A 25,573-nucleotide genomic window follows, 5' to 3' on the forward strand; every position below is an offset into this window, starting at 1 on the left:
AAATTGCAGGGCATATAATGCTCATGCTTCCAATATGTATTACTTCTGATTAAAAAATGACACAGTTGCCCGCCCCCCAAACCAAGCAAGCTGAGCCGCATTCGGGGTCTGACCCCGAATGCGGCTCAGGCTGGCTGACACCCGATGCTGCGGAGGCGGCGGCGCGCAACGTCGCCGATCTGCTGGCCATGGCGATTGAATACGCGCCGCCACAGCGGGCACTGGTTGTCCATGACAGGCGCTGCGAACTCAACCTGGCGCTGACCGAGGCGTACCGCCGCGCCCTGCCGCACGGCCGCTTCATCGATTTCGATACCGTCAGCCCGGACGACGTGCTGGCCGCCTTCGCCGAGCTGGGCCAGCACGACCTGGTGGTGCTGGTCCAGTCCACCAGCTTCCGCCTGGAGGCGTTCCGCATCCGCATCGAGCTGTTCAAGCGCGGCCTGAAGGTGATCGAGCACGTGCACCTGTCGCGCATGCCCGGCAAGCAGGGCTTGCATTACATCGCCTCGCTGGCCTACGACCCGGCCTATTACCGCGGCGTGGGCCGCGCCTTGAAGGCGCGCATCGACGCGGCGCAGTCGGCCGTGGTCGACAGCGGCGAGGGCGCGCTGCTGCGCTTCGATTCGCCGCTGGAGCCGGCCAAGCTCAACATCGGCGACTACAGCGGCATGAACAACGTCGGCGGCCAGTTCCCCATCGGCGAGGTGTTCACCGAGGCGCAGGACCTGGAAGCGGTGAGCGGCAGGGTGCGCGTGTTCGTGTTCGGCGACACCTCCTTCCACGTGAACCACCCGGCCAAGCCCATCACCATGATCGTGGAACAGGGCCGTGTCACCGGCGCCATCGATTCCACGCCCGAATTCGACAACATGCTGGCCATCATCCGCGCGCACGAAGGCGAAGTGTGGCTGCGCGAGCTGGGCTTCGGCATGAACCGCGCGTTCTCGCGCAGCTGCCTGGTCAACGACATCGGCACCTTCGAGCGCATGTGCGGCATCCATTTGTCGCTGGGCGCCAAGCACGGGCAGTACCAGAAACCGCAGTTCAAGCGCAAGGATGCGCGCTATCATGTGGATGTGTTCGCCGTGACCGAAGCGGTCTGGCTGGACCAGGACACGGTCTACCGGGACGGCGCCTGGCACGTCTGACGGCCCGCGCGGCCCCCACCATCGGGAACGGAGCTTATGCACGCAGTCATTAGAATGCTGGAAGCGCTGTTCAACCAGATACCCCTCAGCCTGCTTGAAGTGTGGGGCCGCCTGGGCTACCTGATCGGTTTCGCGCTGATGCTGTGCGCCTACGGCGGCCTCACCTTCCGCGCCGGCGGCCGCTGGGCGCTCGGGCTCACCAGCCAGAGCTGGAACAGCCGCGCGCTGCTGTCGGCCATCTTCACTTTCGCCATCATCTTCATCACCGGCTACCTCGGCTCGGCCATCGTGCTGGTGCCGGGCGCGCAGACCTTCGAATCGCTGAAGGACTTGTCGGTGTTCCTGTGCATTGTGCTGTTCGGCTACCCGGCGCTGCTGGCCGCGCCCTTCGCCTACGGCCTGTCCGACCTGGTGGAAGGCGTGCCGCCGGCCTTCCTGGGCGACTGGCTCTTCGGCTACTTCATCAACCCGGCCTGCTTCTGGCTGGCGCACCAGCTGATCGGGCGCGATCCGGACTTCCGCCGCGCCCGCACCTGGGGCTGGTACGTGCTGTTCGTGCTGGCCTTCATGGCCATCGAACCGCTGCTGTGGGGCTATGTGACGTCGCCGCAGTTCACGCCCGAACTGGCTTACCGCAGCGTGACGCCGGCGCTGGTGTTTACCACGCTGATCACCTGGGCGCTGGCGCCGTTCGCCATGCTGCTGGCGCTGCCGCTGGCGCGCCGCACCGGCATGTTCTGGGCTGAACTGCCGCGCCACGTGCAGGAGCGCCGCTTCGGCCAGCGCGAATGGCTATGGACCGGCGCCGCCCCCGCCAGCGCACCGCCCGCCGCCGGCAGCGCAGGTGGCGTGCCCATCCCCGCCTTCCTGGCCGCGCCCTTCATCGCGCTGGTGCTGCTGATGGTGGGCGCCACCGCCTTCCTCACGCTGCGCAGCGCGGAATCCTCGGCCGACAAGCTGGCCGCCCGGCTGCACCAGGAAATCGCCGACAACATCAACCTGCGGCTGGACGACTACGTGGCCGCGCGCCAGGCGGCCGGCAATGACGCGCAGGCGCAGGACGTGGCCGGCGTGCTGCAAGCCCTGCCGCTGGCCGGCCATGGCCGCGCCATCGTCATCGACCGCCTGGGCCGCGTCATCGCCAGCTCGCAGCCTGCCGTACCCGGCGCCGACCCCGTCGCCCAGGCCGCGCTGCAAGCGCTGCGCGTGCATGCCGGCAGCTACGCCGCCGTGCGCAAGCCGCAGCAGCTGCCATTCGACGTGCTGACCAGCAAACCGCTGGCGCGCGAGCGCTGGCTGATGCAGGCCACGCCCTACCTGGACCGCAACGGCAGCCACGACTGGCTGCTGCTGACCGCGCTGCCGCAAGCGTGGTACCAGGAAGGCGTGCGCACCGGCAACAGCCAGTCCGCCATGATGGTGGCGCTGGCGCTGCTGCTGTCGCTGGTCGCCGCCAGCGTGCTGTCGGCCATGGTGACGGCGCCCATCCGCCGCATCGCGCGCGCCACCGGCGCCATGGCGGCGGGCGACCTGAGCCAGCGCGTGCCGGTCGGCCCGCTGGCCGAACTGGGCGAACTGGCGCACGCCTTCAACCACATGGCCGAGCGCCTGCAAAATTCCTTCGACCAGCTGCAAGCCGTCACCGACCAGCTGGCCGCGCGCGAACGCTCGCTGGAGCAAAGCGAGCGGCGCTACCGCAACCTGTACGAGGACGTGCCGATTCCCCTGTTCCGCACCAACCGCGACGGCATGCTGGACGAGATCAATGACGCCGGCATGCGCCTGCTGGGCGTGCAGGCCCGCGAACAGGTGCGCCTGCAAAACGTGCTCGACCTGTACCCAGACCGCGCGGCGCGCCTGCGCTGGCAGGAGGAACTGGAGCGCAGCGGCGGCATTTCGCACCGCACCGCCGTGCTGATGCGCCGCCCCAGCGACGGCAAGGAAATGTACGTCAACGTGGTGGCGCGCCCGGTGGCCGACCCCGAGACCGGGCAACTGGCCTATATCGAAGGCTGCGTGGAAGACATCACCGAGCGCAAGCAGGCCGAGGACGAACTGCGCCGCCACCGCGCCCACCTGGAAGAACTGGTGCGCGAGCGCACCGCCGAGCTGTCGGTGGCGCTCAGCCGTGCCGAATCGGCCAACCGCGCCAAGAGCGTGTTCCTGTCCAACATGAGCCACGAGCTGCGCACCCCGCTCAACGCCGTCATCGGCTTCTCGCAGCTGCTGCAGAACGACCCCGTGCTGGGCGCGCCGCAGAAGGAGCAGCTGGCCATGATCAACCGCTCCGGCCACCACCTGCTCACCCTCATCAACGACATCCTGGAACTGTCGAAAATCGAATCCGGCCGCACCGAGCTGCAATTGCTGCCCGTGGATCTGTACGGCCTGTTCGAATCCGTGCTCGAGATGCTGCGCCTGCGCGCCAGCCAGGGCGGCATCGCCCTCAAGCTGGACGTGGCCGGCGCGCCGCCAGTGATCGTGGCCGACGGCCCCGAGCTGCGCCAGGTGCTGCTCAACCTGCTCTCCAACGCCGTCAAGTTCACCGAGCGCGGCAGCGTCACGCTGCAGGTGCGCGGCAGCGCGGCCGAGCGCGACACCGTGCGGCTGCGCTTTGCCGTCATCGACACCGGCCCCGGCATCTCGCAGGACGACCGCAACCGCATCTTCCAGCCCTTCATCCAGGCCGGTAACCCCAGCAGCCAGGCCGGCACCGGCCTGGGCCTGACCATCAGCCGCGAATTCGTGCAGTTGATGGGCGGCGATTTGCAGCTGCAATCGGCGCCCGGCGCCGGCTCCACCTTCAGCTTCACCTTGACGGTGCAGCAGCGCCCCGGCGCACTGTCGCCGGCGCAGGCGCGTGAGCGCGTGGCCGGCCTGCCCGAGTCCGAGCGCGGCAAGACCATCCTGGTGGTGGACGACAACGCCGACGGGCGCATGCTGCTGCACACCCTGCTCGCCCCGCTCGGCTTCGACCTGCACGAAGCGCGCGACGGCGTGGAAGGCCAGGAACGCATCCTGGCGCTGCAGCCGGACCTGGTGCTGATGGACTGGCGCATGCCGCGCCTGGACGGCCTGGAACTGACGCGCCGCGTGCGCGCCCAGCCCGGCCTGAAGCAGCCGCGCATCGTCATCCTCACCGCCAGCGCCTTCGAGGAAGAACGCCGCGAAGCGTTGCAGTCGGGCGCGGACGACTTCCTGCGCAAGCCACTGGAGCAGGACGACCTGTTCGCCATGCTGGAGCTGCAGCTCGGCCTGCACTTCCTGCGCGAGCCGCTGACCATCCCCGCCGCCGTGCACGCGCCGCTGTCCGGTGCCGAGCTTGCGCCGCTGCCGGCCGAACTGCGCAGCGCCCTCAAGCAAGCCGTCGCCGACCTCGACCTGGCCCGCATCGAGCGCCTCACCGACCCCCTGGGCGCCACCGCCCCCGACCTCGCCGCCCGCCTGCGCGCCATGCTGGAGCGCGCGGAGTTCAGGCAGTTATGGGAGCTTCTCTAAGTCTGGCTGGAAGAGACCCGGAGTAGCCAAGGTGTTCCATCATGTCCGCCGCTGCGAAGTCTGGGCTGGCCCCAAGTCGGAACCAAGTCGGGGGAATCGCGGCTACTGCGTCGCTCGTGATGAAATGTTGCCCCTCATGACTTATGGGCGTCGCGAGGCACCCAACAAATCTATTAGCGTTTCGATTTCCCTCCCACGCTCATTAGGCTCGTCGTCTGCGTGAAGACCAGTCTCAGTGAACTCAAAAACAAGCGCGTCGATCAATAATTCGCGCTCGTGTTCATCAAGCCCTTGCCCTCCGGTCAACACCGCTTCTAGCGGCAGACCAAGTTTATGCTTTTCAACGATCTCGTTGAGAAGTACAAGAAGATGCGGTGCTATTTTGCTCATTTTCATTTCACATTCGGATCGCGCGAAGCTTCACTATTCTTTGGGATAATGGTGATTACTTTTCCGTCACCGTTCAAAACGACTTTGGCATCCTTGCCAGTGTATGCAACTTTTCCGCCCGCTTGTTCGGTAACTTTTGCAGGGTCTTTGACTGCCGATAGAATTGCTGTGGGAGATACGCCTCTACCACCATCTCTTGAGATAGCTTGATTAAGGCCGTGCTTGGTGTAGCCAGTTATTTTTCCCGCAACCGCTACTGCCTCTTTTCCAGCAACTGCCGATACGCCTGCGGTTCCCGTAACACCAACAGCTTCGCCAAGCGTGACCACAGCGGAATTCACCGCAACAGGATTTGTTAGCGCTGCCATACCCAACTCAAAAGCCACCGGCGCTGCCATGACTGCTGTGACTACTGCTGCCGCAGGAGCGAAAGCCTCCATTGACCTCGGGTCTCTTGCCATTGCAGCGCCGAATCCCTCGGCAGCTCTTTCCTGCCTGCCATCCGGATCGGTGTACTTGTAAGGGCTGTTGGCCGCGTAAGCATAGCGGTTGAAACTCGTCCCGGTGTTGGCATCCGTGACCACCGGATCAATGCTCAAGAACCGCGCCGCCACGGGATCATAGTACCGCTGCTGCATGTACACCAGTCCCGTGTCCGCGTCGTTAACGTGGCCGGTGTAGCCCACCGTCGGCGTGGCGTCGCTGGCGGTCAGGCCGTACGGCTCGTAGCGCGTGCGGCTGATAACAGTGCGGGCCGCGTTGGTGCGGGCGATCGGGCTGCCCAAACCGTCCGTGTGCACGTAGGCGCCGCCCACTTCGGCCAACAAGTGGCCGTTCAGGTTCACGTACAGCGTTTCCACCGGCGTGGCCGCGCCCACCGCCGTGCTGCTGTAGAGCAGCTCGCCCGCCTGGCTATACACGTGGATCAGGTTGGTGCCGTCGGTCTTGGTGGTCTTGACGCGGCGGCCCAGGCCGTCGTACACGTAGCTGGCCTTGCCCGTCGCGCTCGTCAGGCGGTTGCCCTGGTCGAACACGTAGCCGGCGGTGCCGCGCGTGGTGATATTGCCCTGGCTGTCGTATGCGAAGCTGACGGCCGGTGCGCTGCCGGTGATGCTACTGACGCGGTTGGTGGCCGCGTCGTAGTTGATCACGCTGGTGCGCGCGGTTAGGCCCGAGGGGATGCTCACTGAGTTCACGTTGTCCAGCAGGTCCGTGCCGATCACCATGTTGCCCCACATGGCCGGCGCGTTCACGGTCGCCAGCCGGTCCAGGTAGTCATACGTCATGCTGCGCGTGCTGACGCTTTCCTGCTTGTCTGTGATGCCGGCGACGTTGCCGTTGGCGTCGTAGCTGTAGTCGTCCCACAGCACACCGACATCACGCACCTCGTCGGGCAGGCCGCGCTTGTTCTGCGTCATGGTACGCGCCACGCCGTTGCCATAGTCGAAGTAAGCCACTGCGCCGTTCGGATGGTGGTGCACGCCCACCGCGTAGCTGCCCACTTGGGTCGGCTGGCCGAGGCCGTTCGGGCTGTAGGCGATGCTGGTGCCAGAACCGCCCGGGTACGTCAGTTGGCTGGGCGCACCGTTGGCGTCATAGCCGCGCGTGATGTCGTAGGTTTTGCTGGCGTATGCCAGGCTTTCCTTAGTCGGCAAACGGCGCTTGTTGTAGGTGTAGGTCCAGACCGTGCCGTTGGAGCTTACCGTGGCCGGCAGGCCGTCGCCGTGGTAGGTGCGGCTGATGGATGGGCTGGCGTCGCCATACGTAGTGGTTTTCAGCCAGTAGCGCTGGTCGTAGCCGTAGGTGATTTTCTTGGCGGCGGCCACGCTCGCCTGGTCGCAGGAAGCAGCTCCCGGCAGCGCCAAGCCAATGGCGCGCCAAGCCACGTTGCCGGCCGTGTCGTAGTCCTGCACGGTGGCGCCGGTTTCAGGCTCGATGGTCTTGCACAGGCGGGCATAAGTATCGTAAACGTAGCGGCGCGTGACATTCTGGTCGATGCCGTTGCCGCGCGTGATGCTCAGCGGCTTGCCGAACACGTCGCGCACGATGGTGTTGCCGACACCGTAGGATTCGACGGTGCTTGTCAGCGCCTGCTCGGACGGCGTGTCGAAGGTCTGGTAGCCGCTGGTGACGACCGCGCCGCGCGGGTTGGTGACGGACTTCCTGAAGTCGCTGTCGTAGCTGATGCTGGTGTACAGATCGCCGATTTCGCTGTCGGCCACCACCTGCGTGACGCGGCCCAGCGCGTCGTAGCTGGCCCCGCGCCCGTCCAGCGTGTCGTAGATGGTGCTGATGTTGCGCTGCGGATAGGACTCGAAGGTGACATTGCCGTTGTGGTCGTAGCGGCGCAACACCATGCTGCGGGTATTCGCCTCATCACTGTAGTCGTAGGCGCGGGTGAGGACCGGGCGCCACAGCGCGTCGTAATAGGTGACGCTGCGGCCGTTGCCGGTGGAAACGGTCTGGCGCCAGTGGCCGGCAGCGAGTCCGAATTCGTCGCTGGTTACCCGCACCATCGGCAACGAGTAGGCGTTCCACGCGGTAGTGTCGCCCGCCGGCGGCGTCACGGAACTGAGGCGACCCATGGCGTCGTAGCCGTAGGTCGTGGTGTAGCCTGCGCCGTTAGTGCTCGATGTGATCAGGCCAATCGCATTGACCACCACGCTTTCGCTGGTGCTGTTCGGGTAGGCAGTGTTCTGCGCAATGCCGGCCTTGTAGCTAGTGTAGGTGGTGGTCTGGCTGGCGGCGTCGGCCCGCTTCCAGAGGGTGCCGTCGGCGTTGTAAGTATGCGTTTCCTGCAGCTTGCCGAACTTGCTGGCCGTCGCCAGCGTAGCAGTGGTAGCGTCGTAGGTGTTGGACACCATCGCCTTGCCGGTGCTGCTTTCGGTGACGCTGGCAATCTGGCCGAGCACCCATTTGGTGGTGTTGTCGCTGTACGCGGTGGTTTCGGTACGTGCGTTGCCGCGGCCGTCCGTGCGGGTAACCGTGATGGGACGGGCATAGCTATCGAAGGGATCCGCCTGCCAGACGAAGTTCACGTCCTGCTGCGTGGTGATGACCTGGTCCACCGGCGTGTTGCGTTCGGCAGAGTCGGCATCGCCGATACTGGCGCTGTTGATCACGCCCCAGAATTCCGGATAGGGCAAACCCGGCACCCAAGGTTTGTACCGGGTGCTGGTGCTGCGCAAGGCGCTCCCCCCGTTCCATCCGCTGTCGGCCTGGTGGTCTCACAGTTGCCCGTGCAGTTGGAAAGGCTGGCATTGACTGGACCGTAATCGTAGCTCCAGCTCAGGGTGGAAAGGCCGGGGCCGCTGAGACTCTTGGTGGTCAGGGCATTCGTATAAAAATACTGCGGGACGCGCTGCCACTGCATGCCGTCGGCATTCGTGCGGCAGTCCTGCTGCACCAGGGCGCGGCCATGGGTGGTCGGCGTGAGCGTGAACGTGGCTTGGGCGCCGGAGGGATGTGTCATGCTGCCGGCCAGGGACCCTGTGCTCACCACAGCCGGAGCAGTGCAACTGCCAGTGGCCAGGTACTGCACGCCGGCCAGCAAGGGCGCGATACCGGCCAATTGCCATTGCGAGCCGTCCGGCAATGTCACCTTATCCAGGCTGCGCACCACGCCGTTGGAGTAGTAGGAATAAGTCCAGGTCCGGGTACCGTCGCTGACGGCGGTAATCAGGTGTGGATACGAGGCTTCGCCGTAGGTGAAAGTCAGCGTGAGGCCGTCGCTGGAGCTGATGCTGCTCACGTTACCGGGGCGGGCGGCGCTATAAGTGTAGGTTACCGTGTTGCCGTACCTGTCCGTGATGAGGGTTGGCAGAATCTTGAAGTGCTTGCGGGTCAGCTCGGCTTCGGCCCCGGCGTTGGGAACTGCCGGCGGAGCAGGCGTTCCAGGCTTCGGATCGCTGGCCGCACCACTCGTTGCACTAGCCGCCAACAACGCCGAGCTACCGCCCAAGGCGGAGGCAACGTTATGCTCCTGGTAACTCACCATGTGGTCGAAACGATACTTTGTGCCATCAGGCGAAATACCGAGAAAACCCTCGCCGCTCCCAGTGCCGTTGGCCAGGGATGGCAGGCAGCTGAAATTCCATTGCTGGGAGGTGACCACCGGGTAATTGGCGCCCCCGGCCGGCATTTTGGTGTTGCCGCTGCTGCGCCGCAACAGCCGCTGGTCGCCCGCGCCAGGAATATGCAGGAAGCTGCCTTGCCAATAGTCTTCTGCAGAGAAGTTGGCGCCTTGGTAGACCATGGCCTTGGGCGGCCCAAAGGATGTGCAGCGGTCGGTGCCGCCATTGACCGTTACCCAGCCCGCAGTGATATTGGCGGCGAACACGCCGTACAGCGAGGGGATGTCGAGATCCCAGTAGCCGAACGCGCGGCCGTCGAGCAGATCGCTGCCGGCCGAGATATAACGTCCAACGGAGACCGGAATTCTGCTGTTGCCGGGCAGGCTGACATCGGTCTGCGTGAACGATAAGCCGCCGTTATAGAGATTGATTTTATCGCCGAAAAGGTCGGGGCCGTATTTGGCTACAGCAGCCGGCGCCTTGATGGATTTATCCAGTTCGCTGAAAACCGAATGCTGCGCCTGCGCGGGCATGCCGGCAAGAAACAGCGCCAACAGAGCACCCGCCCTTATTTCACCCCAAGATCCGGTTTTGGTGCCGATACCAATACTTCGCATCACATCTCCCGCCGAAATTAATCAGATGAGAAATGTACTTATCACATTGCCTTTGGTCAATTTAAGTTTATATATTTATTTTTTAATAAAATTACATTTCGATAGTTTATTTTTCTTGATCGATGGTATTTTAAGGACTATTAATTTAATACTGAATTACAAGCAAAGTGAAAGCTGCTTACTTCCGCTGTAGTGCTTTATCCCACGGCGGCACCGGCTGATACTCGGCCACCAGGAAATCGATCAGCGCGCGCACCTTGGGCGACGGCTGGCGGCTGGCGGGGTACAGCGCGCTGAGATAGTTCAGCGGCAGCTCCCAGTCCTCCAGCACCGGTACCAACGTGCCGTCGAGCAGCGCGTCGCACGCCAGGAACGTGGTGCTGTAGACGATGCCGAGTCCGCGCAGCGCGGCCTGGTGCAGCACCAGCCCGTTGTTGGCGGTGAAGGCGGCGTTGATGCGCACCGGCCTGCGCTCCTCCCCTTGCGCGAGATGCCAGGTGGCGCCGTCGGTCAGGTGGCTGAAGTGCAGGCACTGGTGCTGCGCCAAGTCTTCCGGCACCTCCGGCGTGCCGGCGCGCGCCAGGTAGGCCGGGCTGGCGCACAGCACGCCCTTGCACGGCGCCAGCGGGCGCAGCGACAGCGCGTGGCTGTCGGGGATGCCGCCCACGCGTATCGTCAGGTCGAAGCCGTGCTCGATGGGGTCGAGCAGCGCGTCGTCCACATACAGCAGCGGCGTGAGGCGCGGATGCGGCAGGCTGAAACGGGCCACGGCGTCCGCCAGCCAGGCGCTGCCGAAGCTGGACGGGGCCTGGATGCGCAGCGGCCCGGCCAGTTCGCCGCCCGCATGGGTGACCACGCGCGCGGCCTCCTGAGCCTGCGCCACCGTGGCCATGCACGGCTCCAGGTAAGCCTGGCCGATGTCGGTGAGGCTCACTTCGCGGGTCGAGCGGTGCAGCAGCCGCGCCTGCAGCTTGTCCTCCAGCTGCATGATGTGCTTGCTGACCATGGCGCGCGTCAGCCCCAGGCGGCGGCCGGCCGCGCTGAAGCTGCGCAGCCGCGCCACCTCGACGAAAATTTCCATTGCCCTGAGCTGATCCATGGCCCATTGTCTCCACTTTGGCGACAATGTGTCAACCGTTTGCGGATTGTGACGCCGCCGGGGCGCCCGTACAATGGCGCATCCCTATTCTTCTGGAGTACCCGCCATGTTGACCGAAGCACAAAAGCAGCAATACCAGCGCGATGGCTACATCGTCCTGCCCGGTTTCAAGAGCCTGGACGAGATCGCCGCGCTGCGCGAACGGGCAGCGAAGATTGTCAACGAATTCGATCCAACCGTGGCGCAGGGCATCTTCACCACCAAGGACCAGGAAAAGAAGGCCGACGAGTACTTCCTGCGCTCGGACAACACCATCCGCTGCTTCTTCGAGGAAGAAGCCTTCGGCCCGGACGGCCAGCTGAAGCAGGCCAAGGAGCTGTCGATCAACAAGATCGGCCACGCCATGCACGACCTGGACCCGGTGTTCCGCGCCTTCTCGGCAGACCCGAAACTGGCGGCCGTGGCGCGCGACCTGGGCCTGGCCGAGGCGCAGGTGTGGCAGTCGATGTACATCTTCAAGCAGCCGGGCATCGGCGGCGAGGTGCGCTGGCACCAGGACGCCACGTATTTCGACACCACCCCCATCAGCGTCACCACCTTCTGGTTCGCGCTGGAAGACGCCACGCTGGAGAACGGCTGCCTGTGGGCCGAGCCGGGCGGCCACCGCACGCCGCTGCGCGAGCGCTTCGTGCGCAACGGCGACGAGATCCGCGTGGAGAGGCTGGACGCCATGCCGTGGCCGGACGATTCCACCGCCGTGCCGCTGGAATGCAAGGCGGGCAGCCTGGTGTGCTTCCACGGCCTGCTGCCGCACTACAGCGCGCCGAACCGCTCGCCGGTGTCGCGCCACGCCTACACGCTGCACGCCACCGACGCGCGCACCGAGTACTCGCCGCAAAACTGGATACAGCGCGGCGCCGATTTCCCGGTGCGGGGATTTATTTAAATGCAGATCAAGATCTTCGCCCCGCACTGGGGCAGCAACGAGCTGGCGCCGCAGACCTTCATCGACAAGGTGCGGGCGGCCGGTTTCGACGGCATTGAAATGTCGCTGCCGCTGGACGCGGCCGCGCGCGCGGACTGGACGCGCCGCATCGCGGACGCCGGCCTGGCGCTGATCGCGCAGCAGTGGGAAACCGTGTTCCACCCGCAGTTCGACGCGCATAAAACCGCGCTGGCCGAGCTGCTGCACAACGCCTGCGCGGCGCGCCCGCTGCTGGTGAACACCCACACCGGCAAGGACTTCTACAGCCAGACGCAGAACCTGGAGCTGATCGCGCTGGCCGACGCCATCTCGCAGGAGCACGGCGTGCCCATCGTGCACGAAATCCACCGCAGCCGTTTCAGCGGCCACCCGATGCTGCTGCTGCCCTACCTGGAACGGCTGCCGCGGCTGCAGCTGACGGCCGACCTGTCGCACTGGTGCTGCGCCTGCGAGTCGCTGCTGGAAGACCAGCCGCACACGCTGGCTGCCACGCTGCCGCACGTGCGCCACATCCACGCCCGCGTGGGCCATGCGCAAGGGCCGCAGGTGGCGGACTTCCGCGCGCCGGAAGCGGCGGAGGCGCTGCGCGCGCATCTGCAATGGTGGGACCGCATCGTGACGCTGCGCCGCGCCGCCGGCGCCGGGCTGCTGACCATGACGCCGGAATTCGGCCCGGCGCCCTATCTGCAAACCCTGCCCTACACCGGCCAGCCGACCGTGGACCAGTGGCAGCTGAACGTGGCCATGCTGCAGCTGCTGCGCGCGCGCTACGCCTGAACGTCCGCCGCAACGCGCTCTTCTTCGCCGTCCCGCACCGGCACGGCCAGCGGCAGCACCAGCGTCACCGTGGTGCCCTGGCCTGGCTCGGACTGGATGGCGATGGTCCCGTGCAGCACGCCGGTGACGATGTTGTAGACGATATTCATGCCCAGCCCTGAGCCGCCCTGCCCCATCTTGGTGGTGAAGAAGGGGTCGAAAATCTGGTGCAGCGTGCGCGCCGACATGCCCACGCCGTCGTCGCTGAATTCAACCTGCACCTGGCCGGTATCGAGCGGCGCGGCGCGCAGCCGGATCGTGCCGTGGGTGCGGCCTTCGAAGGCGTGCAGCATGGCGTTGTTGATCAGGTTGCTCAGCACCTGGCTCACGCTGCCGGGATAGGAATCGAACGCCAGGTGGTCCGGCACGTCCAGCAGCACTTCGCAATTGGCGCGCCGCAGCTGCGCGGCGTAGGTCGCCAGCACGTCGCCCACCACGCCCGCCAGCTGGAAACGGCGGCGCTGGCCGCTGGTCTGGTCCACCGCTACCTGCTTGAACGAGGTGATCAGCTCGGCCGCCCGGCCCAGCGAACCGGCAATGATGGCACAGGCGGTGCGCGCGTCGCGCAGATGCGCGTCCAGCGCAGAACGCTTGATGCCGCCCTCGGCCAGCTTGCGGTCGAAATCGGCCACCATGTCGCTCAGCGCGGTGGCCGTCAGCAGGCTGTTGCCGATCGGCGTGTTCAGTTCGTGCGCAATGCCGGCCACCAGCGCGCCCAGCGACGCCATCTTCTCCGACGTGATCAAGTTCGCCTGCGCCTGTTTCAAGGTGGCCAGCACCAGCGTCAGGTCGCGGTGCGCCAGCTCGGCGTTGGCTTTCTGCGCGGCCAGCTCGTCCAGGCTGCGCTCCAGGCCGTGCTGGGTATGCACCAGCGCCGCCTCCGCCTTCTGCCGTTCGGCGATGTCGCGCCGCAGCTGTTCGGCCAGCCCGCTGTTGCGCTGCGAAGCCATCAGCAACAGCGCGATCAGCGCGCTGATCAAGGTGCCGGCCGCCGCGATCATGGCCACGCGGAGATGGCCGGTGCTGTAGCGCGAACCGGCGTGGCCGTTGAATTCCATCAGCCAGCGCCGCTCGCCCACGTTGAGGCTGGCCTTGGTGTTCAGGCCGGGCAGCGGCAAGGGCCGCTCGCCGCTGCCGATCTTGCCGGCGCTGTCGTACATCAGCGTATCGATGGTGCTGGGCAGCACGCTGTCGTCGCGCAGGTAGCCGCCATCGTGGATCTGGATCGACATATTGGCCAGCAGCGGCGAGTCGATCACTTCGCGCATCAGGTTATTCACCCGGAACACGATGGCGACAAAGCCGATCAGCGCGGCGCGGCGCTGCTCCACCGTGTCGATCGGCCCGTTGCGGTAGACCGGCGCGCGCGCCACGAAGCCGGGCTGTCCGCTGGCGTCCTGCACCAGCGTGATGCGCTCGGTGGCGATGATCTGGCCGCTGTCGCGCCCCATCTCCAGCGCGCGCCGGTGCGGCGGCAGCGCGCCCAGGTCCAGGCCGAAGGCGTTTTCGTTGCCCACCATGGGCTCGTTGTATTCAATGATGTAGTGCAGCTCGCGCGCCGCGGCCGGGTGGATGGTGAACTGCGGATACCCCTCAGGCAGCAAGCTGGTGTCGGCCTGCACGGCGGCGGCGAAGCCGGCCAGCTGGGCCGCCGGCACCACGCGCACGAACTGGATGGCCTGGAAGCCGGGATAGCGTTCGCCCAGGTGCAGCTCGTGCACATAGCGGTTGAACTCGGCGCGGCTGACCTGGCCGCCGCGCACGGCGTACATGCCCTTGATGCTGAGCAGGGTGTCGAAATAGGTTTGCAGGCGGACCGAGGTGTCGCGGGCGATCTTGTCGGTGTCGCGCTGGAAGCTGGTGCGCAGGTTGTGCTGCTGGGCGTCGGCCACGAACAGGCACACCCACACGGTGATGCAGATGCCAACAACGAACGCCAGATAACCGTGGATGCGCAAATGCATGTCCTACTCGACTGGAGGGGCGGCCGTACTGCCTGGCCGCAGGGCTGAATCGACTATAGCATAGCCCTGCGGCTACATACATAGAAGCAATAAATTCCAGCAACAGTTATTGCACAGTGTCCTGAAATTCCGCCGCAATTTCCATGAAACGCTGTTCGGCCATCAGCATGGCGTCCACCACGTCGGGATCGAAATGTTCGCCGCTGCCCTGGCGTATCAGTTCGATGGCGGTTTCATGCGTGAAGGCCGGCTTGTAGACGCGCCGGGAAATCAGGGCGTCGTACACGTCCGCCACCGCCATCAGGCGCGCCGACACGGGGATGGCTTCGCCGGCCAGGCCTTGCGGGTAGCCGGACCCGTCGTATTTTTCCTGGTGCGAATAGGCGATCTCGCGCGCGAAGCGCAGGAATTCGTTGGAGAAGCCCAGATGCTGCTCCACGCCGGCGATGGCGTCGCGGCCGTACACGGTGTGCAGCTTCATCTGCTCGAATTCCTCTGGGCTGAGGCGGCCCGGCTTGAGCAGGATGGCGTCCGGGATGCCGACCTTGCCGATGTCGTGCAGCGGCGCGGCCTTGTACAAAAAATCAATGTTGCGGTTGCTCAGCTCGTGCGCGAAGCGCGGGTGCTGCTGCAGCTCGCGCGCCAGCGCCACCACGTAGCGCTGCACGCGGTGGATGTGGTTGGGGCTTTCGCGCTCGCGCGTCTCGGCCAGGGTGGCCAGCGCCCAGATCACCGCGTCCACCATCATGGTCAGCTCGGTGGTGGTTTCCGTCACCAGCTCTTCCAGGTGCAGGCGCTGGTGCGCCAGCAGTTCGGCCGAGCGCTTCAGCTGCAGGTGCAGCGCCACGCGCGCCAGCACGGTTTCGGCGATCAGCGGGTGGGTGATGACGTCGGCCGCGCCGTCGCAGTGCCCGCGCTGTTCGAGTTCGGGCTGGTTGGGCGGCACCAGCAGCAGCAGCGGCAGGCCGGCCGTGTCGGGGTTGCGCTTGAGCTGCTGGCACACGGCGTAGCCGTCCAGGCCGGGCAGCTTGGCGTCCAGCAGCACCAGGTCGGGCCGTGGCACTTGCTGGGCGATGCGCAGCGCGGCCGGGCCGTCGGCGGCCAGTTTCACTTCGTACTGGTCCTGCAGCAGGCCGCTGAGCCACAACAGATTGTCCGGCACCGCGTCGGCAATCAGGAGGATGGCCTTGTTGTTGTCGTTCATGGACTGCGTCCTCTATGAAGCTGGATAGGAGCTGGATAGTTACCAGCCAGCATCATAGCAGGGACGGCAAGCTATTCGCACAGTGCGGGGGTGCCGTCCTCGAACAGCGCGCCGAAGCAGCGCGTGCAGTGGAAGCAGAACAGGTGGGCAACGCGGACATTGTCCTGGCGCGGTACCAGCTGCAGCTGGCCCTGCCGGCAAGCGGGGCAGAATTCGCGCATGCTGCCGACCGCGGCCACGTCGCTGGCCAGGTAGGTATCGTCGCAGCGTTCGCCGTCAATCACCGTCACGGGATCGAGTTCAACCAACAACAAAGACGGAGCGTTGCCCCGCAATTCCGGCGTCCGTTTCATCAGTTTCATCCCCTCGCCGCTTTCTGGGGAAGCGGGCTCTCTCACCTTAGCCAAATCGGGTATGACTGACAAGCGAAACTTTTTCGCGCGTGTTTGCTTGCAATTAAATAGCGCACTATCTATACTGCGCATATGCATACCAAGACTACCCCCACCGCCCACGACCCGCTGCGCCAGGTGCCCCGCCTGGACGGCCAGCTGTGTTTCGCCCTGTACTCGACCTCGCTGGCGATGAACAAGCTGTACCGCAAACTGCTGCGCAAGCTGGGGCTGACCTATTCCCAGTACCTGGTGATGATGGTGCTGTGGGAAAAGAACGAGCAGACCGTGTCCGAACTGGGCGAGCGCCTGTTCCTGGATTCGGCCACCTTGACGCCGCTGCTCAAGCGCATGGAGCAGGCCGAGCTGCTGACGCGCACCCGCTGCCCGAACGACGAACGGCAAGTGATCATCGCCCTCAGCGAGCACGGCGACGCGCTGCGCCACGAAGCGGCCAAGCTGCCGCCCGAAATCCTCGGCGCCACCAACTGCACGCTGGAGCAGGTGGTGGACATGAAGGAACAACTGACCACGCTGCGCGACAGCCTGATGAAAAACGCCTGATGCGCGGGCCTCAGCCGGTCCACGCTCGTCTGACTTGCAATGTATCAGCTTATTTACAAATGAAATTACAGCTCGGCAAGTAGCCGTTTTAGAATTACCGCTTAACTTTTTTCATTAGAAACAGGGATAGCGGATGATGAAGCGTTTGCCGATCAGTATTGCAGCACTGTGCCTCTCCTTGTCGGCCCACGCCGCCGATGCCTTCGACGACAAGTTCCGCCAGCTCGACGAACTGCTGCCGACCGCCACGCCGTACCGCACCGCCTCCGGCGCGCCCGGCCACGCCTACTGGCAGCAGCGCGCCGACTACACCATCCGCGCCACCCTGGACGAGGCCAAGCGCGCCATCACCGGCAGCGGCCAGGTCACCTACCACAACAACTCGCCCGACACCCTGCACTACCTGTGGGTGCAGCTGGACCAGAACATCTACAAGCCGGATTCGGACGCGCGCCGCATGATCACCGCGCCGTCGCGCGAAGCCTGGACCCGCGCCAAGGGCGCCGAGGACGGCATGAAGTTCGAAGGCATGCGCGGCATCCTGGCCGGCCGCGAGTTCGACGGCGGCTTCAAGATCGGCGCCGTGAAAACCGCCGGCGGCCAGGCGCTGAAGACCACCGTCAACCAGACCATGATGCGCATCGACCTGCCGACCCCGCTCAAGCCGGGCGAGAAGTTCAGCTTCGCCATCGACTGGCAGTACAACATCAACGAACAGAAGGTGCTGGGCGGGCGCTCCGGCTACGAATACTTCGAGGAAGACAAGAACGCGCTGTTCGAAGTGGCGCAGTGGTTCCCGCGCGTGGCCGCCTACTACGACGTGGCCGGCTGGCAGCACAAGCAGTTCATCGGCTCGGGCGAATTCACGCTGGAATTCGGCGACTACGACGTGAGCCTGACCGTGCCGGCCGACCATGTGGTGGCCAGCACCGGCGAACTGCTCAACCCGGACCAGGTGCTCAGCCCGGCCCAGCGCGAGCGCCTGGCGCGCGCCCGCAGCAGCGACAAGCCGGTGGTCATCGTCACCCAGGCCGAAGCCGAAGCGGCCGAGAAATCGGTCAGCAGCGCCACCAAGACCTGGCACTTCAAGGCCAAGAACGTGCGCGACTTCGCCTGGGCCTCCAGCCGCAAGTTCATCTGGGACGCGCAGGGCTACAAGAAGGATGGCACCAACGTCATGGCCATGTCCTACTACCCGAAGGAAGGCAACCCGCTGTGGGAGAAGTTCTCCACGCAAGCCATCATCCACACCATCGAGCAGTACAACAAGTTCAGCTTCGACTACCCCTACCCGACCGCCATCTCGGTCAACGGCCCGGTGGGCGGCATGGAATATCCGATGATCTCCTTCAACGGCCCGCGCCCGACCAAGGACAAGAAAACCGGCGAAATCACCTACTCCAAGCGCGCCAAGTACGGCCTGATCGGCGTGGTGATCCACGAAGTGGGCCACAACTACTTCCCCATGATCGTCAACTCCGACGAGCGCCAGTGGACCTGGATGGATGAAGGCATGAACACCTTCGTGCAGTACCTGGCCGAGCAGGCCTGGGAAGAAAACTATCCGCAGACGCGCGGCGAACCGCGCGCCATCGTCGACTACATGCGCAGCCGCAACCAGGTGCCCATCATGACGAACTCGGAGTCGCTGCTGCAGTTCGGCAATAACGCCTACGCCAAGCCGGCCACCGCGCTCAACATCCTGCGCGAAACCATCCTGGGCCGCGAACTGTTCGACCACGCCTTCCGCGAATACGGCCGCCGCTGGAAATTCAAGCGCCCCACCCCGGCCGACTTCTTCCGCACCATGGAAGACGCCTCGGGCACCGACCTCGACTGGTTCTGGCGCGGCTGGTTCTACACCACCGACGCGGTGGACATCAGCGTGGACGGCATCAGCGAAGTGGGCGTGAGCACCAAGAATCCGGAAACCGAGAAGGCCTGGAAGAAGGAGCAGAAGGCGGCCGAGCCGGAATCGATGACCAGCATCAAGAACAAGGGCATGCCGCGCCGCACCGACGCGCATCCGGAGCTGAAGGACTTCTACAACGAGCACGACGACTTCACCGTCACCAACAAGGACCGCAACAGCTACGCCGAAGCCATGGAGAAGCTGGAGCCGTGGGAGAAGAAGCTGCTGGAACAGGGCAAGCACCTGTACCTGGTGGATTTCTCCAACGTGGGCGGGCTGGTGATGCCGCTGATCCTGCAGATCGAGCTAAAGAGCGGCAAGAAGTACATCGAGCGCGTGCCGGCCGAAGTATGGCGCTACTCGCCGAAGAAGATCACCAAGGTCATCGTCACCGACGAGCCGATGGTGAGCCTGACGCAGGACCCGAACTGGGAAACAGCCGACATCGACACCAGCAACAACGCCTGGCCGCGCAAGGTCACGCCGTCGCGCATGGAACTGTACAAGCAGGAACAGGGCCGCGAAGACATGATGAAGGACTACAACACCCCGCTCAAGGGCAAGGACGCCAAGACCGAAGCGGGCGAGACCAAGGGCGAAGCAAAAGGCGAGCCGAGGAAATGAAGCGGCGCGGCGTGCTGAAGCTGGCGCTGTGCGCCGCGCTGCTGTCCGCCAGCGCGGCGCCGCCGGCGTTCGCCCATAACTACCACATGGGCATCACCGACATCAGCTACAACGCCAACACCGGCAGCACCGAAATCGTGCACACCTACACCGCGCACGACGTGGAAGCGCTGCTGGCCAATCTGTACCAGCGCCAGTTCGACCTGGGCCAGCCCGAGGACCAGGCCGTGCTGCGGCGCTACATCGAACACCAGTTCACCATCAGCGCGGGCGGCAAGCGCCTGCCGCTGCAATGGGTAGGCGTGCAGGCCGACGCCGCCAACATCACCATCTACCAGGAACTGCCCCAGACCGCGCTGCCGCCCGGCGCCGTGCTGCGGCACGTGGTGCTGTCCGACTTCATCCCCGGCCAGCTCAACACCGTCAACATCGCCGCAGCCCCCTCTGGCCTGGCGGCCCAGTCGCTGACGTTCTCCAGCAGCCGCCCGGCCCAGGCCATCAACTGATACGGCCATGCTCACGAGCAGCTCGCGTGCGAGCATGGAATTGTCCTGGACAACACCGCACACCGCTGTTACGCGCAGACCGGCCCCTTCCGCCTTACAATAGGTTTATCTTGACATTCCATCCATAGAGCGGCGTGGCCGCAGCCGGAACCCGTACATGAGCGTAACCCGTCCCAGCCCGAGCAGCAGCGCCATTGAAGCGGAGCGCCTGCGGCTGTTTATTTCCAGCATCACCGATTACGCCATCTATACGCTGTCGCCGGAAGGGATCGTCACGAGCTGGAACGCCGGGGCGCAGCGCTTCAAGGGTTACCGCGAGGACGAGATCCTGGGCCAGCACTTCTCGCGCTTTTACTCGGCCGAGGACCGCGCCGCCGGCCGCCCCGCGAGGGCGCTGGCGGCGGCGCGCGACACCGGCCGCTTCGAGGACGAAGGCTGGCGCGTGCGCAAGGACGGCACGCGCTTCTGGGCCAGCGTGGTGCTCGACCCGATCCGCGACCATGACGGCGTGCTGCTGGGCTACGCCAAGATCACGCGCGACATCACCGACCGCCGCAGGGAGCAGGAAGCGCTGCACGCCAGCGAGGAGCGTTTCCGCCTGCTGGTGCAGGGCGTGACCGACTACGCGATCTACATGCTGTCGCCGGAGGGCCTGGTGACCAACTGGAACGAGGGCGCGCGCCGCATCAAGGGCTACGACTCGGACGACGTGGTCGGCACCCATTTCGAACGCTTCTACACCGAGGAAGACCGGGCCGCCGGCCTGCCCATGTACGCGCTGGCCACCGCGCGGCGCGAGGGCCGCTTCGAGCGCGAGGGCTGGCGCGTGCGCAAGGATGGCAGCCGCTTCTGGGCGCATGTGGTGATCGACCCGATCACCGACTCGATGGGCGGGCTGATGGGCTACGCCAAGGTGACGCGCGACGTCACCGAGCGACGCGCGGCCGAGGAAGCGCTGGCGCGCACCAAGGAAGCGCTGTTCCAGTCGCAAAAGCTGGAGTCGATCGGCCAGCTCACCGGCGGCCTGGCGCACGATTTCAACAACCTGCTGAACGTGATCAGCAACGGCCTGGACATCCTGCGCAACACCGGCGACCGGGCCATCCGTGTGAAGACCATCGACAGCATGGCCCGCGCGGCCAGCCGCGGCGCCGCGCTGACCCAGCAGTTGCTGACCTTCGCCCGCCAGCAGCCCTTCCAGCCCGAGCGCGTGCGCGTCAACCGCGTCATCGACTCGTTCGAGGCGGTGCTACGGCGCGCCGTGAAAAGCTCGATGCAGCTGGAGCTGCAGCTCACGCCCGGCCTGCCCGAAATCATGGCCGACGTGCCGCAGCTGGAGTCGGCCGTGCTTAACCTGGTGGTCAACGCACGCGACGCCATCGGCGACACCGGCACCATCGTCATTGCCTCCAGCCTGCGCAGCGAGCCCGAAGGAGGCGCGCTGCCGGCCGGCAATTATGTCTGCCTGAGCGTGCGCGACAACGGCTGCGGCATGCCGCCGGAGGTCATGGCGCGCGCGGTGGAACCGTTTTTCACCACCAAGGAAGTCGGCAAGGGCACAGGGCTGGGACTGAGCCAGGTGTACGGCACGGTGCAGCAGGCCAAGGGCGAGTTGCGCATCGCCTCGCAGCCCGGCCAGGGCACGGACATCACGCTGCTGTTCCCGGCGCTCCCTGCGGCCAGCGACGGCGACGGCGGCTGCCACCACGAGGCAGCCGAGAAAGTGCTGCTGGTGGACGACCAGTTCGACGTGCTCGACATCACCGCCCAGCTGTTCAGCAGCCTGGGCTATGAGGTGCTGTCCGCCAACAACGGCACCGAAGCGCTCGACATCCTGCAACGCACGCCCGATCTGCGCATCCTGTTCAGCGACGTGGTCATGCCCGGCATCACCGGTGTGGAACTGGCCAAGGCGGCACGGCAACTGCGCCCGGAAATGAAAATCATCCTGTCCTCCGGCTACATGGCGGCCGCGCTCAGCGAGCAGAAAGAGGACCTCGCCCAGTTCGATTTCATCGGCAAACCCTACCGCTTATCGGACATCATCAAAAAACTGCGCTAGCCCCCGGCAAGAATTAATTGCCTATTTGCTATCGCACAGGATTTGCGATATGGTAAGCCCATCGACATCGATGAGGGGACACGGTGCATGCATAGCCCGCCGCCCAACCCGCTGCGCCAGCTGGACCGCCTGGAAATGGGGGCGATCGGCTACCTGTGCTTGCCGCTGCCGCTCTTCCTGTTCGGCTGGCTGTGGCTGCCCTATGCGCTGGCCGTCACGGCGCCGCTGGCGCTGACCCTGTGGCCGTGCTGGCGCGACCGCCGGCGCGGCGTGCCGGGCCTGACGCGCCCCGAGCGGGGCGCGGTGATGGCCGTGGCCGTCATGTGGACCATCCTGGCCGGCCTGGCCGGCGGCCTGCACCTGAACCCCAGCTGGCTCACCCGCATGGCAGTGCTGCGCGACCTGGTGGCGCTGCCCTGGCCGGTGGCCTACGCCGGCCAGGACGGCGTGCCGCTGCTGCTGCGCAGCGCGCCGGGCTACTACCTGCTGCCCGCGCTGGCGGGCAAACTAAGCAATCTGGACGGCGCCCGCCTGGCGCTGTGGTTCTGGACCGCGGGCGGCGCCGCGCTGTTCCTGGCGCTGCTGGTGGGCGCCAACAGCGCGCGGCGGCAGAACAGCTGGATGCTGGCCATGGCGGTGGCCGTGCTGTTCAGCGGCATGGACCTGGCCGGCTGGCTGCTGCGCCAGCCCGGCCTGCCCGCCTACGCGCAGCATCTGGAAAGCTGGGCCGGCGCCTACCTATACGCGTCGCAGACCACGCTGCTGTTCTGGTCACCCAACCACGCCCTGCCGGCCTGGCTGCTGGCCGTGATCGTCTGGCGCCATCGCGCCCAGGGCCTGGCCGCGCCGGCCGCCGCGCTGCTGTTGCTGGGCAGCGCGTGCTGGTCGCCGCTGGCCGCGCTGGGCGCCGCGCCGCTGCTGCTGTGGAGCGTGGCGCGCCGCATGCCCGCGGCCGCCGTGCAACAGGAACTGGCCAGCCCCGGCTGCTGGGCCATCGTGCCGGCGTTGCTGGTGCTGGCGCGCTTCCTCAGCGCCGGCGCGCAGGGACCGTTCGGCGTGCTGCCCGGCGCGGACGTGGCCGCCGAGGGCGCGCGCTACGCCCTGTTCACCGCGCTCGAATGGGGCCTGCTCGCGCTGGTGCTGCTGGCCTTGGGGCAGCGCTCGGCGCTGCTCGCGCTGGCGCTGCTGGAACTGGCCCTGCTGCCGCTGCTGCGCTTCGGCCCGTACAACGAACTGGCCACGCAAGCGGCCATCCCCGCGCTCACCGTGCTGATGCTGGCCGCCATCGCCGCGCTGGACCGTCCCGGCCCGCACAAGCCGCTGCGCAAAGGCTTGATGGGCACGCTGCTGGCGCTGCTGCTGGTGGGCGCCGCCACCCCGCTGTTCGAACTGGCGCGCGCCTTCCAGCCTAGCCCCCGCTACCGCGACGACGCGCGCACCTTCATCGACATCAACGGCACGCCCTGGCCCTACGTCATCCGGCTGGACCAGCCCGACCTGGAGCACGTGCTCAAGCCCATCCAGCCGTCTCCCGCGCAGTAGCTTGAGGTAGTGCACGCCCGCACGGCGACGGCTATACTGCCCGCCATGCTGACACTCCGTCCTCTCCCGTCCGCGCTGGCCGCCGCGCTGTGTTCCCTGCTGGCCCTCCCGCCCTCCCGTGCCGACGACACGCTGATGCAGCGCGTGCTGATCGACGGCTCGCGCGCCAGCCAGCTCGGCATCGCCGATGCGGCCGGCGACGGCAGCGTGACGCAGCAGCAGCTGGCCGCGCGCACCACCTACCGGCCCGGCGAACTGCTGGAGGCCACGCCCGGCCTGATCGTCAGCCAGCACAGCGGCGAAGGCAAGGCCAACCAGTTCTACCTGCGCGGCTTCAACCTCGACCACGGCACCGACCTGCGCACCACCGTCGACGGCATGCCCGTCAACCAGCGCAGCCACGCCCACGGCCAGGGCTGGACCGACCTCAATTTCCTGATCCCGGAACTGGCCGCGCGCCTGGACTACAAGAAGGGTCCCTACTCCGCCGAGGAAGGCGACTTCGCCTCGGCCGGCGCCGCGTCCATCGTCTACGCCAACCGCCTGGTGCGCGGCGTGGCCAGCGCCAGCGTGGGCCAGAACGGCTACCGCCGCGCGCTGCTGGCCGACTCGGTCAATGTGAACCCGGAGCGCAGCGGCGCGCTGCTGTACGCGCTGGAAGCCATGCACAACGACGGCCCCTACACGCGCGGCGACGATTACCGGAAGCTGAACGGCGTGCTGCGCTACACCGAGGGCTACGCCAACAACGGCTTCAGCGTCACCGCCATGGCCTACCAGGCGGACTGGAACGCCACCGACCAGATCCCGCTGCGCGCCGTGCGGCAAGGCCTGCTGGGCCGCTACGACGGCATCGACAGCACCGATGGCGGCAAGGCCCACCGCTACAGCCTGTCCGGCACCTGGCAGCGCAGCGGCGAGGACAGCGCCACGAAAGTGAACGCCTACCTGATCGCCAACCGGCTGGACCTGTACTCGAACTTCACCTACTTCATGGACGACCCGGTCAACGGCGACCAGTTCGCGCAGCCGGACCGCCGCGTCACCAGCGGCGTGGACGCCAGCCACGCCTGGCACGCCCACATCGGCGCGGCCAGCTCCGTCACCACGGCCGGCCTGCAGCTCCAGAACGACAATATCTTCAACGGCTTATACAAGACAGTGGCGCGCCAGGCTGTCGCGGCCACCCGCGCCGACCACATCGTCGAGTCCAGCCTGGGCCTGTATGTGGAAAACAGCACGCGCTGGTCGCCGGTGCTGCGCACCACGGCCGGCCTGCGTGCGGACGGCTACCGCTTCGACGTGCGCCCCGCGCTGCCGGGCGGCGCCAGCGCGCTGGCGCACCCGGCCGCGCGCGCCAGCGACCGCCTGCTCAGCCCCAGCCTGAGCGCCGTGTTCGGCCCCTGGGCGCAGACCGAGTTCTATGCCAACGCCGGCAGCGGCTTCCACAGCAACGACGCGCGCGGCGCGGTGGCGGCAGCGGCGGCGGCGGCGGATGGCGCCAGCGCGCCGCTGGTGCGCTCGCGCGGCCTGGAACTGGGCGTGCGCAGCGAATGGGTGCCGCGCCTGCAAAGCTCGCTCTCCGTGTACCGCCTGGACTTCGACTCGGAACTGAGCTACGTGGGCGACGCCGGCGCCACCGAGGCGGGCGACCCGAGCCGGCGCTACGGCGTGGAGTTCTCCAACTACTACAAGCCCTTCAAATGGCTCAGCGTGGACGCCGACATCGCCTTCGCGCGCGCCCGCAGCCGCGGCGCCCAGGCCCGCGCCGCCGGCGCCGCCTACATTCCCGGCGCGGTGGAGGGCGTGGCGCAGCTGGCGCTGACGGTGGACAAGCTGGGTCCCTGGTCCGGCGCGCTGCGTTTGCGCTATTTCGGCCCGCGCCCGCTCACGGAGGACAACAGCGTACGTTCGCGCGCCAGCCAGACCTTGAACGGCCGCATCGGCTACCGCTTCGCCGGCGGCCTCCAGCTGGAGCTGGAAGCGTTCAACCTGGCCAACCGCCGCGTGTCGGCCATCGACTACTACTACGCCTCCCAGCTCAAGGGTGAAACGCAGCCGGTCGAGGACGTGCATTTCCACCCCATCGAAAGCCGCGCATTCCGCCTGATGCTCACGCAGAGTTTCTGATCGTCGTAGAATAGACGATCGATCCAGATGAGCACTCATGCCCT

The 25,573-nt window shown here is 66.1% G+C and carries 17 protein-coding genes; 10 read left to right on the forward strand and 7 right to left on the reverse strand.

The genetic code is table 11. The features are described 5' to 3' along the window. Nucleotides 1–56 precede the first annotated feature (56 nt). Together ACFJI2_RS21130 and ACFJI2_RS21135 are read left to right on the forward strand one after the other, a co-directional pair. A complete protein-coding gene (locus ACFJI2_RS21130; RefSeq protein ID WP_377701746.1) occupies nt 57–1,151 on the forward strand; it encodes a hypothetical protein in 1,095 nt (364 codons plus the stop codon). Nucleotides 1,152–1,187: 36 nt separating this feature from the next. Continuing rightward, on the forward strand, nt 1,188–4,649 hold the full coding sequence (locus ACFJI2_RS21135; RefSeq protein WP_377701747.1) for an ATP-binding protein: 3,462 nt from the start codon (nt 1,188–1,190) through the stop codon (nt 4,647–4,649). 141 nt (nt 4,650–4,790) lie between these two features. Here ACFJI2_RS21135 and ACFJI2_RS21140 read toward each other — a convergent pair whose 3' ends face one another. From ACFJI2_RS21140 to ACFJI2_RS21155, 4 genes are all read right to left on the reverse strand, one after another. Continuing rightward, the gene (locus ACFJI2_RS21140; protein WP_377701748.1) at nt 4,791–5,039 is read right to left on the reverse strand and encodes a hypothetical protein; all 249 of its coding nucleotides are present in this window, start codon (nt 5,037–5,039) and stop codon (nt 4,791–4,793) included. A gap of 2 nt (nt 5,040–5,041) precedes the next feature. Beyond that, nucleotides 5,042–8,227, reverse strand: a complete 3,186-nt coding sequence (locus tag ACFJI2_RS21145; protein WP_377701749.1) for an RHS repeat-associated core domain-containing protein — start codon at nt 8,225–8,227, stop codon at nt 5,042–5,044. After that, a complete protein-coding gene (locus ACFJI2_RS21150; protein WP_377701750.1) occupies nt 8,158–9,729 on the reverse strand; it encodes a hypothetical protein in 1,572 nt (523 codons plus the stop codon). Before ACFJI2_RS21150 ends, ACFJI2_RS21145 begins: the two co-directional genes overlap by 70 nt. A gap of 178 nt (nt 9,730–9,907) precedes the next feature. After that, the gene (locus ACFJI2_RS21155) at nt 9,908–10,828 is read right to left on the reverse strand and encodes a LysR substrate-binding domain-containing protein (protein WP_377701751.1); all 921 of its coding nucleotides are present in this window, start codon (nt 10,826–10,828) and stop codon (nt 9,908–9,910) included. Between the two features lie 106 nt (nt 10,829–10,934). On the opposite strand from ACFJI2_RS21155, the gene ACFJI2_RS21160 reads away from it, so the two are divergent. Both ACFJI2_RS21160 and ACFJI2_RS21165 read left to right on the forward strand, forming a co-directional pair. Continuing rightward, entirely contained in the window at nt 10,935–11,774 is an 840-nt protein-coding gene (locus ACFJI2_RS21160; protein ID WP_377701752.1) for a phytanoyl-CoA dioxygenase family protein, read from the forward strand. Beyond that, on the forward strand, nt 11,775–12,590 hold the full coding sequence (locus tag ACFJI2_RS21165) for a sugar phosphate isomerase/epimerase family protein (protein WP_377701753.1): 816 nt from the start codon (nt 11,775–11,777) through the stop codon (nt 12,588–12,590). Here the strand turns inward: ACFJI2_RS21165 and ACFJI2_RS21170 are convergent. The 3 genes from ACFJI2_RS21170 to ACFJI2_RS21180 all read right to left on the reverse strand — a co-directional run bounded on the left by ACFJI2_RS21170 (nt 12,581) and on the right by ACFJI2_RS21180 (nt 16,159). Next, on the reverse strand, nt 12,581–14,593 hold the full coding sequence (locus tag ACFJI2_RS21170) for a CHASE domain-containing protein (protein WP_377701755.1): 2,013 nt from the start codon (nt 14,591–14,593) through the stop codon (nt 12,581–12,583). The two genes, ACFJI2_RS21165 and ACFJI2_RS21170, sit on opposite strands and share 10 nt — an antisense overlap. 106 nt (nt 14,594–14,699) lie before the next feature. Continuing rightward, entirely contained in the window at nt 14,700–15,797 is a 1,098-nt protein-coding gene (locus tag ACFJI2_RS21175; RefSeq protein ID WP_377701756.1) for an HD-GYP domain-containing protein, read from the reverse strand. A gap of 71 nt (nt 15,798–15,868) precedes the next feature. Further along, a complete protein-coding gene (locus ACFJI2_RS21180) occupies nt 15,869–16,159 on the reverse strand; it encodes a hypothetical protein (protein WP_107873062.1) in 291 nt (96 codons plus the stop codon). 123 nt (nt 16,160–16,282) lie between these two features. Between ACFJI2_RS21180 and ACFJI2_RS21185 the strand changes: the two genes are divergently transcribed. From ACFJI2_RS21185 to ACFJI2_RS21210, 6 genes are all read left to right on the forward strand, one after another. Further along, nucleotides 16,283–16,753 (forward strand): MarR family winged helix-turn-helix transcriptional regulator, encoded by a 471-nt coding sequence (locus ACFJI2_RS21185; protein WP_377701757.1) that lies wholly within the window; start codon nt 16,283–16,285, stop codon nt 16,751–16,753. 136 nt (nt 16,754–16,889) lie between these two features. Next, nucleotides 16,890–19,289, forward strand: coding sequence for a M1 family metallopeptidase (locus ACFJI2_RS21190; protein ID WP_377705879.1), 2,400 nt, complete (start codon nt 16,890–16,892; stop codon nt 19,287–19,289). Further along, nucleotides 19,286–19,795 (forward strand): DUF6702 family protein, encoded by a 510-nt coding sequence (locus ACFJI2_RS21195; RefSeq protein WP_377701758.1) that lies wholly within the window; start codon nt 19,286–19,288, stop codon nt 19,793–19,795. Before ACFJI2_RS21190 ends, ACFJI2_RS21195 begins: the two co-directional genes overlap by 4 nt. 157 nt (nt 19,796–19,952) lie before the next feature. Further along, entirely contained in the window at nt 19,953–21,857 is a 1,905-nt protein-coding gene (locus ACFJI2_RS21200) for a PAS domain S-box protein (protein ID WP_377701759.1), read from the forward strand. Between the two features lie 87 nt (nt 21,858–21,944). After that, nucleotides 21,945–23,399, forward strand: coding sequence for a hypothetical protein (locus ACFJI2_RS21205; protein WP_377701760.1), 1,455 nt, complete (start codon nt 21,945–21,947; stop codon nt 23,397–23,399). A 45-nt stretch (nt 23,400–23,444) separates the two neighbouring features. Continuing rightward, nucleotides 23,445–25,529, forward strand: a complete 2,085-nt coding sequence (locus ACFJI2_RS21210; RefSeq protein ID WP_377701762.1) for a TonB-dependent receptor — start codon at nt 23,445–23,447, stop codon at nt 25,527–25,529. The last annotated feature ends 44 nt before the right edge of the window (nt 25,530–25,573 follow it).

It is taken from the genome of Pseudoduganella sp. UC29_71 (assembly GCF_042693265.1).
GTDB lineage: Bacteria > Pseudomonadota > Gammaproteobacteria > Burkholderiales > Burkholderiaceae_D > Rugamonas.